The following is a 12,622-nucleotide window of genomic DNA, read 5'->3' on the forward strand; positions in this document are numbered from 1 at the left end:
ATTGCGCGCCCGGCGCGTCCGGCTATCACTTGCGCAGCGTAGAGTTCCGCACATAGCCAGAACCAGACCCGGGAGACCTCGATGAAAATGACCTTCGCCCTTGCTGCCCTCGCCTTCGCTGCCCTGCCCGCGATGGCCGCCACGACCACCGTCGAGTTCGCCCCGGCCGAGGGCGACACGCTTGTCGCCGTGTTCTCGGACGATGGCACGGTCAGCTTCAATGGCGGCGAAGCCGTGCCTTACACGATGGATCAAGCAGCCAGCACGATCTGTTCCAGCGTGAACGGAACCGACAATTGCGCGACCTTCGAAAGCTGGGGCGAGGATGTCGGCCACGTCACGCCCTACACGACCTCGCAAGGCTCCTCGGGCACCGCAACGGTGACGGCGAAAACCGAGTAACCGCGCGTCTCAGACGTGATCCTGAAGGAGGTGCTCGTAGACCGCGAGCGCCTCCTTTTCCATTTCGGCGGCGGGACCGGAAAGCCGCGGCAGCGGTCCCGGCCGCTCGCCGAATCCTGTGGAAGCCCAAACCGCGTCATACCAATGCGGCGCCCAAGCCCCATCCTCCGTACGCGGACCGGCCGGCCAGGCAAGCATGCCGGGATCGAAACCAATGCCAAGCGCCCGGCAAAGCCGCGAAAGAACGCCGGCCGGATCATCCAGCACCTTGTCGGCGTCGATCACCGCCACCTTGCCGAGCTGGCGCGACAAGGCGAGCTGCTGCGGAATGCCGAGCGCCTCCAGGCTGAGCGTCTCCATCTTGCGCTGGTAGGAAGCGATCACCCGCGCCGGATGGCGGATCAGGAGGACATGCCGGTCGATCCGGTCCAGCCAGTCCATCGGGATGCCTTCGACCATGTGATGGATCATGTGCTTCTGGTAGAAGATGTCCCTGCCGTCCGGCGCCGGCCCCGTCATCGTGGCAATCACCTTGCGCGGATCAGCCTCATGGGCGGCGAGGATTTCATCCGTCATCGGATGGCGAAGGCCCGTGAGCTTCAGGAAGGCCGCGTAGAACGGCTCATCCACCACCGCCGTATCGGCGCGCGCGCCGAAGCTGCGCATCATCGTGGTCGACAGGTTGCGCGGCCCCGACCACATCGCGATCCGCAAACCGCCGCTCATGCAATCGGCGTCAGGCTGCGCGCTTGCAGCGCCTTGTAGAGCCCGCGCACGCGCTGCGAGACCGGGCCATCGAGCTGCTCGATCACCCGCCCGTCGACTTCGCGCACCGGCGTTACACCGGCAAAGGTGCCCGTGATGAAGGCTTCATCTGCCGAATAGACATCGAACAGCGAGAACCGCTTCTCCACCGCCGGAATGCCGGCTTCGCGGCAGACCCGCAGGATGTTGCCGCGCGTGATCCCGCCAAGGCAGTATTCCGGCGGCGAGGTCCACACTTCCCCGTCGCGCACGATGAAGAAGTGCGTCGAGTTGCAGGTCGCCACAAAGCCTGCGGGGTCGAGCATCAGCGCCTCGTCGGCGCCCGCCTTGTCGGCCTGGATGCAGGCCATGATGCAGTTCAGTTTCGAATGCGAGTTCAGTTTCTGGTCCTGTTCGGCCGGCCCCGTTCGCCGCACATGCACCGTGAACAGACTGACCCCGCGTGCCTGAACTGCCGGCACGGGCGTCTTGTATTCGGGAATGATCACGACCGTCGCCTTGCCGATCGTGAAGCGCGGCCCCTGGTAGGGCGTCTTCTTGATGCCGCGCGTCACCATGAGACGGATGTGCACGCCGTCGCGCATGCCATTGGCTTTCAAACAATCCATCAACCGCGCGGTCAGTTCCTCGCGCGTCAGGCCGATGTCCATGTCGATAGTCTTGGCGCCCGCATAGAGCCGCTTCAAATGCTCCGGCCAGAAGGCGACGCCGCCTTCCATGACGCGCAATCCCTCCCACACGCCGTCGCCCAGCAGGTAGCCGGAATCGAACACCGAGACGACCGCCTCCTCGCGCCGCTTCAGGGCGCCGTTGACCGAGATCAGCACATCGGCATTGCGCGGATCAGCGACATAGTCATGCACGCCGTGGACTTCTTCCTCCGTCATGCAGCGCGGCCAAGCCAGCGTGCAATGTCGGCGACGACCTTGTCCGTACCCGGCTCATCGACGATCCAGTGCGCATGGTCCGGATATTCGATGAAATCGCCCTTCACCGGACTGCGCGCATACTTGGCCGCCACCTTGCGCACACCCACCGGCAGGGTGGCCCGGTCCTGGCCGCCGGCGATCGTCAGTGTCGGGATCGATACCTTGCTTTCGTCCACCGTCACACCGTCCGTGATGTCGCCATAGACCTTGCCGGAATCGTAGAGCGCCGTCGCATAGATCGCGTCATGGCGCGCTTTCGGAACGAGGTTCATCACGCCCCATTTGAAGCCGGTCTTCCAGACCTTGTAGGATTTCTTGCGGTTCTGCTGGAGGATGACGTTCAGGAAGGTCCAGACGACCGGCAGGCCGATCGCCGCGCAATCCTTCGGCTGGGCGGGCGTCAGGAACACCGCTTTCGAGACTTCGCCCCGTTCCGCCAGCACCTGCGAGATCAGGCCGCCCATCGAGTGGCCGATCACCGCCGGCTTCGCGCCGTCGCGGGTGGCAAGGCGCCGCGCTTCGGCGGCCGCCGCCTCGATATAATCGGCAATCCCGAGGTCCGGCAGGTTCGCCGGCGGATTTTCGCGCACGCGCCGGTCAGGAAACAGCGTGATCGCCTCGCAGGTCCATCCCGCCGCCTCGAAGCCCGGCTTCATCACATCCCAGGCGCTTGCATCGCAGCCCACACCGTGGATCATCAGCAAGGTCGGCATCGTCGGCGCTCCTCTGTCAGCCCTGCGCCACCCTGCCCGGCATCACCGGCTCCGTCCAGCGCCGGAACCGCTCGGCGACTTCGAGGTAAACGGGCCGCTTGAACGGCACGATCAGGTCGGGCGTCTCGTCGAGGCTGGCCCACCGCCAGGCGTCGAATTCCGGCGTGTGCTTGTCGAGGCGGACGTCGCTATCGGATCCCTTGAAGCGCAGCGCGAACCATTTCTGGCGTTGCCCATGATACGGGCCAGGCAAGCGCTTCTTCAGGTCTGGCGGGAACTCGTAGTGCAGCCAGTCGGGCGTCTCTTCGAGCACGTCGACGAGCTTGGCCGGCACACCGATCTCCTCCTCCAGCTCGCGCAGGGCGCTCGCCTCGGGGCTCTCGCCGGCGTCAATCCCGCCTTGCGGCATCTGCCATTGGAACGGGCCCCGGCCATTGATCCGGCGGCCAATGAACACGTGCCCCGCCTTGGAAAACAAGGCCAGGCCGACATTGGCGCGATACAGGCTTGAATCGAATTTCGGCTGGGTCACCCGCCGGTATTTAGCCCAGACATATCAAGGCTGCCAGTGCGCAGCTCGGCCGGGCGGTAATTTGTGATTGCAGAGACCGGCGCCAGTATCAGGCCTTTCTCTTCCAGCTGCGATATCCAGACCTTGGCCGCTTCCACGGTCACCGGGAAGGCATAGCCGGAGCCGAAGGCAGCGCCATTCTCAAGGGCAACAGACTCGAGGTCCATCAGCTCGGCGCTGATGTCGGCCGGCGTCTGGCGCGTGTCGATCGGCCCGGTAGCGCGGGCATACCGCAGACCATTTGCGCGCGCGAGCGAGGACAGGCCGCTGCGGTCGAAACTGCCATCATCGATGAACGCGAGGCCCTTGTTGGCAAGCCGCTCGAGCACCGGCTCAGCGGCGGCCTTGTCGCCTGCGAACTTTGCGCCCTGATAGTTCACGATGCCGAAATACCCGCTGGCACGGCCGAGGATGGAATCGAGGCGCGCCACGTTTGCCTTCGCATCGGCGCCGGCCAGCAGCGTGTCCGGATGCATTTTGGCGCGGCCGTAGTCATAAGCCTCCATCGGCACCTCGATCAGCACTTCATGTCCGTCGGCGCGGGCGGTCTTGATCCAGTAATCGAGGCGTTTGGAATCGAGCGCGAAGGACAAGGTCACTTCCGCGGGCAGGTCGTCGATCGCAATCTGGGTCTGGGTCGCACTGATGCCGAGGCCGCCGATCACCAGGCCGACCATCGGCCGGCCTTCAGGGTTGGAGAACTTGCGCGCGTAGATGTCCATCGGCGCCTTGCTCTTGGCCGCCGGGGCAAGGGTCGTTGCGGCGGCGAGGCGGACGGCTCCGTCAGCCTGCGGAACACCGCGCACCTGGCTCAGAGATTCGCCCGCGCGCACGATCCTGCCGTTGATCCGGATGGCATCGGGATTGACCGCCGGGCCGCCCTGCCCGCCCGTCACTTCGATCCGCATCCCGTCGCCCTCGATCTCGGTGTAGGCCAGTTCCATGCCGGCGCCGGACTCAGGGCCTGCTCCGGGCAGGAAATCGCCGCCCGGATGTTCGTCCGGATCGAGCAGGCGCGCCGTGCGCACCTGGGTGTCGTTAACGAATTCGTTGGTCTCGAACAGGGCCAGCGTCTGGCTGGGGCTCGCCGCCGCCGGATCCGCCGTCACCTGGATACCCAGGCCCAGCGAGCTGGCGAGGCCGCCAAACACGGCAAGGCTCATGCCGGCATGCACAATGCCGGTGCGCAGCGGTGACGGCTCGGACTCGCGCCGGTGACCCATGGGCTCGACCTCTTGGAAACGGGGCTCAAAAACAGACCCCGACCATCGCCCCGCAGGGTTAACAGGTCGCAAACAAAACCGCCCTTGCGCAGTATTGGAACCGCGTATTTCCGGGCAATCCAGAGGTTAATCAGCCCGCCTTCGACGCCATCCGCGACGCTGTGGCGCGCCCTTCGCGCAGCAGCTTCAGAGCAGTCTCGAGCTGGAAGTCCTCGCCCTCGTAGCCCTCAGGCGGCTGCACATCCGGCATGCGCAGCTCCTCGCGGTGCTCACCGGACTCGTTCTCGAGCGCGTGCGGCAGGTCCGCCTCTGACCAGCGCTGGATCTTGGCCAGCTCTTCCTCGGTCAGGCGCACCTGGGTCACCATCAGGTCAGGCTCGATTCCCAGCGCCTGGATCGACCGGCCCGCCGGCGTGTAATAGCGCGCCGTCGTCAGCCGGATGGCACCCCGGTCGGCCCCCAGCGGGATGACCGACTGGACAGACCCCTTGCCGAAACTGGTGGTGCCGACCACCATCGCCCGCTCGCGGTCCTGCAGCGCACCGGCGACGATCTCGGAAGCCGAGGCAGAGCCGCCATTGATCAGCACGATCACCGGCACGCCCTTGAAAGTCTCGCCCTTGGTGGCATTGCGGCGTTCGACGTCGATCGGTCGGCGCCCCTGCGTCGAGACGACTTCGCCGCCCGACAGGAAATGGTCGGAAACCTTCACGGCTTCATCCAGCAGGCCGCCACCATTGTTGCGCAGGTCCAGCACGATGCCTTTCGGCGTACCGCCGCGGCCGATGCCGTCCAGCGCTTCCTCGAGCAGCAATGTGGTGCGCTCGTTGAAGGTCGCGATGCGGATATAGCCGATATTGCCGGGCTCCACCTTCCAGGTCACGGACTTCTGCTGGATCACCTCGCGCACGAGTTTCACCTCGAACGGATCGACCCCTTCCCGAAGGATCGTGATCTCGATTTCCGTGCCGCGCTCGCCGCGCATTTCCTTGACGGCGTCGTTCAGGGTCTGGCCGATGATCGGCTTGCCATTGATTGCGGTGATGAAATCACCCGGCATGATGCCGGCTTCAGCCGCCGGTGTGCCGTCCATCGGCGAGATGACTTTGACGAACCCGTCTTCCATGGTCACTTCGATGCCGAGCCCGCCATACTCGCCCGAGGTCTGCACCTGCAGCGACTGGAAATCCTCCGGGTCCAGATATCCCGAATGCGGGTCGAGCGACATCAGCATGCCATTGATGGCGGCCGACATTGCTTCCTGTTCATTGATCGGCACGACATAGTCGCGCTGGGCCCGGGCAAAGATTTCAGCGAACAGCTCGATCTGCTGGTAGGTCGCCGTGCGCGGGTCTTCCGGGGGCGCCTCTTCCTGTTGTGGCCAGGCCATTGCTGCAAAACCGACTGCGGCGGCTCCGAGGACACCGCCCAGGGCGGTTCCGGTCAGCAATGAACGCATGTTCCACTCCATAATCATCTGGGCGACCCTCTTACTTGTCGCGAGACATCCACTCTGCCGGATCAAGCACCCTGTCGCCAAGCCTTAATTCCACTGTCAGTTCGGGCTCGGGATCGTCCCGGTCGGGCATCCGGCCGACGGGCTCCCCGGCGCTGACAGTCTGGCCAACGGATACATAAATCCGGCTCATGCCTGACAGGATAACAGTATATCCGTCGCTTGTGCGCAAAATCAGCATCTCGCCGTAGCTCCGGAATGGCTTGGCGAATTCCACCACGCCGCCGACCGGGGCAATGACCTGTGCTTCGGCCCGGGTCTGGAACACCACGAACTCGGTCTTGCCGCCGCCGGGCATCGGGTCGCCGAACCGGCGCAGCAGCGTGCCAGCCGCGGGCTGCTGCAGCCCGCCGAGGGCCGACTTGCCGAGCGCCTTTGTGGTCACCTTCGGCGCCGGCTCGATCGTGGTCTTCGTCTTCGCGGTGCCGGTCTTGGCCGGCTTCAGCGCCGCCAGCTGCAGCTGGCTCGCCGGCTTGGCGCGCGGCGCGTCGGGAGCGTTCGATTCCAGCGCCGCCAGCAATTCGCGCAGCGTACCGGCCTCCCGGCCAAGCTTGTCCGCCCGGCTGCGCAGGCCGTCGAGATCGCCGGCAATGCCCTCGAACGCCGCCCGTTTCGAGGCGGCCAGCCGTTCGATTTCTTCCTTCTTCAACGCAATTGTCGCCTCGGCCGCGCCGAGCCGGGCCTGCTCAGCGCGGATGCCAGCTTCCAGCGAATTGAGCTCGTCGATCTCCTTCGAGATGCCTTCGGCGCGCGCCGACAGTTTCGGATAGGTCGCCTGCATCAGGATGGCGCGGCGGATTGCGGTGCCCGAGTTGCCGGGCGTCACCACCAGCGCCGGCGGCTTGCGGCGGTTGGCGGTCGCCAGCGCCGCCAGCAGGTCTTCCAGCGCCGTCTCGCTGCGAAGCAGTTCGGCCCGCGCTTCTTCGCGGCGCACCTGCAGCTCGCCCAGCGATGTCTCGGCCCGGCTTGCCTGCTCTTCCCGCCGTTGCGCTTCCATAGCGGCTGACAGCAATTCGCTGTCGAGTTCGTGGATGTCGGTGACCGTCGTCTCGCCTTCCTGTTCGAGGCGTTTCAGCTCGGCAATCGCCGCCTGCCGTTCGGCTTCCAGCGCCTCAAGGTCGGCGCGCGTGAACGTGTCCGGCGCCGCTGCAATCAGCGGCACGAGGAACAGGCAGGCGAGGAAAGGAGCAAGGCGGCGCATCCGGCGAACCCTGCCTCACAGGCGTCACTTTGACGTTAATCGCCGGCGCCGTCATGCAGCGTCTTGCTCAGGGCGGCCAGCTCATCCCCGATCAGCGCCGGCACATAACCGAACGCTTTCGGATCGAAGGCCGGCGCGTCGCGCACAAGATGCGACACCAGCCGCACCACCACGCGCGCATCGCGCCGGAAACTGTCAGGCACCTCCACGGCCAGGGCATGCACGGCCGCGTTGCGGACATCGACGATCCGGTCAACCGCGCGCTCCTGGCTGCCGGTCAGATCCACCCGTTCCGGCGGATTGAGATAGGCGTCCGAAGTGGCACGCCGCAGCAGCAGCGAGCCCGGCGCAATCCGCTCCGGCTGCGACGGATTCTGCACGGCCTCCAGCGACGCGGTGTCATAGCCCGAGAGCGCCGCCACCAGCGCGGCCTGCAACGCCGTTACCAGTCCCAGCGCGACCCAGCCCTGCCGCGCAGGGTCCTTGTCCATCTCCAGCGCTTCACGCCGCGCCAGCCTCAACGCCTCCAGCGTGGCCCACAGCGCGCGCCGCACCCGCTCGGCCCGGTGCGGCGACAAGGGCAGCGCATACCGGTCATTCATGCCGCGGCGCCGGCCCGCCGCGCCCGCCACGCATCGGCAGTCTGTCCGTACACGTCCCATTCGATGCCGGCCATCGGCGGCGGTGCGATGGCCTTGCGCAGGTAGGTCGAGCCAAGCCTTTCCGCCAGCCTGATCGACGGCAGGTTCTTCGCGTCGATACAATGGATGATCTCGCTCCAGCCGAGAATGTCGACCGCATAGTCCATCGCGGCGCTCGCGCCTTCAGCAGCGTAGCCCCTGCCCTGCGCCGACGCGAGCAGGCCCCAGCCGACTTCCGTGCCCGGCCAGCCCGCCGGCTGCCATGGCCCGAGCCTCCCGATCCACTGCCCGCTCGCCTTCTCGATCACCGAGAACATCGAGAAGCCGCGGATCGTCCAGGCACCGCTCATCGTGCACAGCGTCCGCCAGACCGCCTCGGGCGGCTGCACGCCGCCAATGAACCGGGCGCTTTCCTCATCCGCCATCAGCGCGCAAAAGCCGCCATAATCCTCCGCCAACGGAGGACGCAGGACCAGCCGTTCAGTCTCGATCACGATGCCTTTCAAGTCCGCTCCCCTCGACCCGCCTGCCCGAAACGCATGCGACCCTCCTGCCATTTGAGGCGGGAGGGTCGGCGAGGCGCCGGATTTCGTCAATCCGGAAAGCGTGCGTCGCGGCCTAGGCCAGCGAAGCGTCGATGCCCTTGCAGGCCTCGATCAGGCCCTGCACCGAAGCGACGGACTTGTCGAACATCGCCTTCTCGTCGGCGTTCAGGTCGAACTCGACAATCTTCTCGGCGCCTTTCGCGCCGATCAGCGTCGGCACGCCGACATACATGTCCTTCACGCCGAATTCGCCGCGGCAGAACGCAGCCACCGGCAACACGCGCTTCTGGTCGTTGAGGTAGGACTTCGCCATCGCGATGGCGCTCTCGGCCGGCGCGTAATAGGCCGAGCCGGTCTTCAGGAGGTTGACGATCTCGCCGCCGCCCTTGCGCGTACGGTCCACGATCGCGTCCAGTTCGGCCTGCGTCATCCAGCCCTGCTTCACCAGTTCCGGCAGCGGCAGGCCGCCGACCGTCGAGTGGCGCACCATCGGCACCATGTCGTCGCCGTGGCCGGCCAGCGTCCAGGCGTGGATGTCAGCCACCGACACGCCGGTCTTCTCGGACAGGAAATAGGCGAAGCGCGAGCTATCCAGCACGCCGGCCATGCCGACCACTTTCTCGGGCTTCAGGCCGGAGAACTGCTGCAGCGCCCAGACCATCGCGTCGAGCGGGTTGGTGATGCAGATGACGAAGGCGTCCGGCGCATGCGCCTTGATGCCTTCGCCCACCGCTTTCATGACCTTCAGGTTGATGCCCAGCAGGTCGTCGCGGCTCATGCCCGGCTTGCGCGGCACACCGGCCGTCACGATGCAGACGTCCGCGCCCGCAATGCCCGCATAGTCATTGACGCCCTTCAGGCCGACCGAAGCGCCATACACCGGCGTCGATTCCGCGATGTCGAGACCCTTGCCCTGCGGCAGGCCCTCGGCAATGTCGAACAGGATCACGTCGCCAAGCTCTTCGCGTGCGGCGACGTGGGCGAGCGTGCCGCCGATCATGCCGGAACCAATCAGGGCAATCTTGTTGCGGGCCATCGTGTTTCTCCTCGGAAAATGGGGCCAGGGAATATGCTGGCCGGACCCCTAGCCGAGGCGGGGGCGCGGTGCAATGCGGCCCAAAGACAAACGCCCCGCAAGGCTGGCTTGCGGGGCGTCCGTCAGGAATATCCGGTCCGGATCAGTCGCGCGACAGCAGCGACATCAGCATCGTGAAGATGTTGTAGAACAGGATGAAGAAGTTCAGCGCGCCCCAGTTGGTCATCACGGCCAGCGAGCGGGCATCGCCCTCATGCACGAAATAGCTCTGCTTGAGGTTCTGCGTATCGACCGCCACCAGGATGCCCGACACGGCCAGCACGCCCACCTGGATGATGATTTCCATCATGCCCGAGGGCGGGAACAGCAGGCTGATCAGGCTGATGCCGATCAGGCCGAACAGCGCGAAGGTCAGGAACACGCCGATCGGCTGAAGGTTGGCCTTCGTCGTATAGCCGTAGAGGCTGAGCGCGCCGAACGAGGCGGCCGTCAGGAAGAAGGCTTTCGCGATGGTCAGGAAGGTCGGTGTCAGAACCGCGCCGGAGCGCAGCGCCCCGCCCGAGCCGGCCGTTGCCATCATCACCCAGATCGAGAGACAGACGCCGAGCATGACGACGATCGCCCAATAAAGGATGCCGGTCGCCAGCGGCGACGGGTTCTTCATCAGGAAAGCCGAGCCGAGGATCAGCACCAGCGGCCCGAACTGGAACAGATAAAACAGCGGCGAACCCAGCAGCAGCTGGGTCAGGCCCGGAAACACGCCCGAACCCACCACAAAGGCAATACCGCCCGACAGGGCGATGCCGAGCGCCAGCTTCTGGTAAACCCCCAGCATGAAGGCCCGCAGACCCACATTGACCGAGGTATCGGCGGCGCGCGCGTCAATTCCGCCAAAAGTCCGGTTGAAGTCATTCATCGGTTGTTGAACCCTTTCTCAAATCGAAGGCGCCGTCAGACGCCGCTTGCGCAATATATGGGGGCCTTCGCGCCGCGCTGCAACAGAATCCGGAAGCTCTTCCGGCCTGCATATTCATCCCAGGGTTTGCAAGCTGTTGGCTTGCCTTCGCGGCAGGGGCGAACTGTCCTTGAGCATTCCTTCAAGCTCAAAGTATTCGCGATTGCGCGGAAAGTATTGATTTCAATATTCGTCCAGTCTCCAGAGCGCCAATTCCAATGAACAGCGCGCCGCCGTTGACTCGCCTCTGACGGGACTTACACTCTCATTCAACTGTGAAATTCACCGTTCGCAGGACTACAGAAGCCACGACTTAAAAGGGGAAGCACATGGCGGATGCTTCGGCTTATGCCGACAATATCAAAAAGTACGCAAAGGACTACAACAAGGCTGCCGCCGAAAAGATCGTAGGGCATTTGGGGATTGCCCTTCGCAACAAGGACAGCGCGGTCGTCGCGTGCAGCGATGACGGCGAACTGGACCGGATCCGGGACCGCTGGTGCCGGACCAAGCTGGCCCTCGCCCACCAGCAGGGAGAGCTGGACGCCGGCATCAAGGCCGTCTGCGACAAGATGAAGGCCGAAGGTGGCCAGAAGTCCCGTGTGACGTTCTACTACCTGCTGGCCGAACATTTCGGCCGGCTGGAACATCTCGCCGGCTGACCCGCCGGCCCGGCCTGAAAGCCAGACCAGACCCGGCCCCGTGTGGCCGGGTTTTCTTTTGCCCGGCTGCGTGGTCAAACCGCTCGCATGATGCGCCTGTTCGCCGCCCTGCCCGTCCCGCCGGACATCTGCGCACCCTTGCGCGCCCTGCAGCGCGACCTGCCCGGCGCCCGCTGGCGGCCGGAGGCGAACTTCCACGTCACGCTCTGCTTCTACGGCGACCTCAGCTTCAACCAGGCCCGCGACCTCGACGACCTGCTCGGCGCCGTCGAGGCGCCCGCCTTCGAGATCAGCCTGGAAGGCGCCGGCTGGTTCGGCCGCCGCGAGCCCACCGCCGTCTGGGCCCGCGTACGCGAAACCGACGAGCTCAGCGGCCTTGCCGCCGCCTGCGCGCGCGCCGCCCGCCGCCTCGGCCTGCGCCTGGAGCGCCAGCCGTTCACGCCGCACGTCACCCTCGCCTATTGCCAGGCGACCCCGCTCGAGGACGCCCGCCGCTGGACCGAACGCCACCACGCCTTCCGCGCCGGCCCCTGGCTCGCCGGCAGTTTCCATCTCTATTCCAGCCAGCCCGGCAAGACCGGCGTCTCGCGCTATGTACCCGAGGCGGACTATCCCCTCTCCGGGCCCTTCTCCGGCCTTACGGCACCTGAAGGAATGTATTGATCGTCAACCGGCCCATCCGCGGATCCGGCGACAGGCTGTGGCCGTCCGGCACCGTGCCCGAATGCAGCGTCCAGCCGCGATAGATCACCAGCCGGTTGAACGCCGCCTCGACCCGGTAGGTCTGCTCGAACAGCGGCGTGTCGCCGCGCAGGTAGCCCACCTGCGGCGCCGCCCCCCGCTGCGCCTCCGCTTCCATGACCTGCGAATAGTCCTCCAGCCGCGACGCGCTCACTGTCTCGAAGCCGGTCGCCCGGTGACGGTAGAACGCCGTGCCGCCATGCTCGGGCCCGCACAGGTAGTGCAGCACCGCAAGCGAGCTCGGATCGGTCGAATCGAAATGCGGCAGGCGCTGCAACACCGACAGCTCGCCCGGCGGCGTCGTCACCACCGAAAAGTTGCACTCCACCAGGTTCGCCCCGCCGGTCACCCCGAAGGCATTGGCCAGCGCCTGCTGCAGCAGGTCCATCCGCTCGGTCAGGTAGCCCGGTGCCGCCTTGGCCCGCACGCCCGGATAGAACGCGCCGAGCTGCCCGTAGCGCTCGCCGGCCGCCCGCTCGACCAGCGCCGCCGGGTCCGAACTGAACCCGTCGATCACGACAATCGGCTCGCGCTCGTGCCCGATCCGCCCGATGCTCACAGAAGGCGCCGTCATCGACCGGCCCTCCCTCTGCCCAGCCCAACCCGCCAAACCTAAGCCACCCGCCCCCACCCGGGCAATCAGGCCGCTGCGTTCAGCGGGAATATAGGGAAAAGAGCAATCTTGAAGCCGCCTGACGCCCCGCAGCCCTGAGCGCGATCCA

Annotated in this window: 15 protein-coding genes; 3 read left to right on the top strand and 12 right to left on the bottom strand. The window is 65.8% G+C overall.

Going from position 1 to position 12,622, the window contains the following annotated elements; translation table 11 throughout:
- The first annotated feature begins 81 nt into the window (after positions 1-81).
- The gene (locus IPK75_03530) at positions 82-402 is read left to right on the top strand and encodes a hypothetical protein (GenBank protein MBK8197420.1); all 321 of its coding nucleotides are present in this window, start codon (positions 82-84) and stop codon (positions 400-402) included.
- Between the two features lie 9 nt (positions 403-411).
- Here IPK75_03530 and IPK75_03535 read toward each other — a convergent pair whose 3' ends face one another.
- The 11 genes from IPK75_03535 to IPK75_03585 all read right to left on the bottom strand — a co-directional run bounded on the left by IPK75_03535 (position 412) and on the right by IPK75_03585 (position 10,458).
- Positions 412-1,116 (bottom strand): HAD family hydrolase, encoded by a 705-nt coding sequence (locus tag IPK75_03535; GenBank protein ID MBK8197421.1) that lies wholly within the window; start codon positions 1,114-1,116, stop codon positions 412-414.
- An 8-nt stretch (positions 1,117-1,124) separates the two neighbouring features.
- Entirely contained in the window at positions 1,125-2,054 is a 930-nt protein-coding gene (locus IPK75_03540) for an aminotransferase class IV (GenBank protein ID MBK8197422.1), read from the bottom strand.
- Positions 2,051-2,809, bottom strand: a complete 759-nt coding sequence (locus IPK75_03545; GenBank protein ID MBK8197423.1) for an alpha/beta hydrolase — start codon at positions 2,807-2,809, stop codon at positions 2,051-2,053. Before IPK75_03545 ends, IPK75_03540 begins: the two co-directional genes overlap by 4 nt.
- A gap of 16 nt (positions 2,810-2,825) precedes the next feature.
- A complete protein-coding gene (locus IPK75_03550; GenBank protein ID MBK8197424.1) occupies positions 2,826-3,341 on the bottom strand; it encodes an RNA pyrophosphohydrolase in 516 nt (171 codons plus the stop codon).
- Positions 3,338-4,603 (bottom strand): divergent polysaccharide deacetylase family protein, encoded by a 1,266-nt coding sequence (locus tag IPK75_03555; protein MBK8197425.1) that lies wholly within the window; start codon positions 4,601-4,603, stop codon positions 3,338-3,340. The genes IPK75_03550 and IPK75_03555 overlap by 4 nt, the downstream gene beginning before the upstream one ends.
- Positions 4,604-4,733: 130 nt before the next feature.
- A complete protein-coding gene (locus IPK75_03560) occupies positions 4,734-6,062 on the bottom strand; it encodes a S41 family peptidase (protein ID MBK8197426.1) in 1,329 nt (442 codons plus the stop codon).
- Between the two features lie 31 nt (positions 6,063-6,093).
- On the bottom strand, positions 6,094-7,320 hold the full coding sequence (locus IPK75_03565; protein ID MBK8197427.1) for a peptidoglycan DD-metalloendopeptidase family protein: 1,227 nt from the start codon (positions 7,318-7,320) through the stop codon (positions 6,094-6,096).
- A gap of 35 nt (positions 7,321-7,355) precedes the next feature.
- The gene (locus IPK75_03570; GenBank protein MBK8197428.1) at positions 7,356-7,922 is read right to left on the bottom strand and encodes a hypothetical protein; all 567 of its coding nucleotides are present in this window, start codon (positions 7,920-7,922) and stop codon (positions 7,356-7,358) included.
- A complete protein-coding gene (locus IPK75_03575) occupies positions 7,919-8,518 on the bottom strand; it encodes a GNAT family N-acetyltransferase (GenBank protein ID MBK8197429.1) in 600 nt (199 codons plus the stop codon). Before IPK75_03575 ends, IPK75_03570 begins: the two co-directional genes overlap by 4 nt.
- Before the next feature lie 61 nt (positions 8,519-8,579).
- Entirely contained in the window at positions 8,580-9,542 is a 963-nt protein-coding gene (gene mdh, locus IPK75_03580; protein MBK8197430.1) for a malate dehydrogenase, read from the bottom strand.
- Positions 9,543-9,684: 142 nt separating this feature from the next.
- Positions 9,685-10,458: a Bax inhibitor-1/YccA family protein gene (locus IPK75_03585; protein MBK8197431.1), complete on the bottom strand. Its 774-nt coding sequence runs from the start codon at positions 10,456-10,458 to the stop codon at positions 9,685-9,687.
- Between the two features lie 368 nt (positions 10,459-10,826).
- Between IPK75_03585 and IPK75_03590 the strand changes: the two genes are divergently transcribed.
- Both IPK75_03590 and thpR read left to right on the top strand, forming a co-directional pair.
- Complete coding sequence (locus tag IPK75_03590; GenBank protein ID MBK8197432.1) at positions 10,827-11,159, top strand: DUF2853 family protein; 333 nt, start codon at positions 10,827-10,829, stop codon at positions 11,157-11,159.
- An 87-nt stretch (positions 11,160-11,246) separates the two neighbouring features.
- Entirely contained in the window at positions 11,247-11,822 is a 576-nt protein-coding gene (thpR, locus tag IPK75_03595; protein MBK8197433.1) for an RNA 2',3'-cyclic phosphodiesterase, read from the top strand.
- On the opposite strand, the gene IPK75_03600 is transcribed toward thpR, so the two are convergent.
- Entirely contained in the window at positions 11,797-12,474 is a 678-nt protein-coding gene (locus IPK75_03600; protein ID MBK8197434.1) for a hypothetical protein, read from the bottom strand. The two genes, thpR and IPK75_03600, sit on opposite strands and share 26 nt — an antisense overlap.
- Between the last annotated feature and the right edge of the window lie 148 nt (positions 12,475-12,622).

The sequence above is a fragment of the Acidobacteriota bacterium genome (genome assembly GCA_016712445.1).
GTDB lineage: Bacteria > Pseudomonadota > Alphaproteobacteria > Caulobacterales > Hyphomonadaceae > Hyphomonas.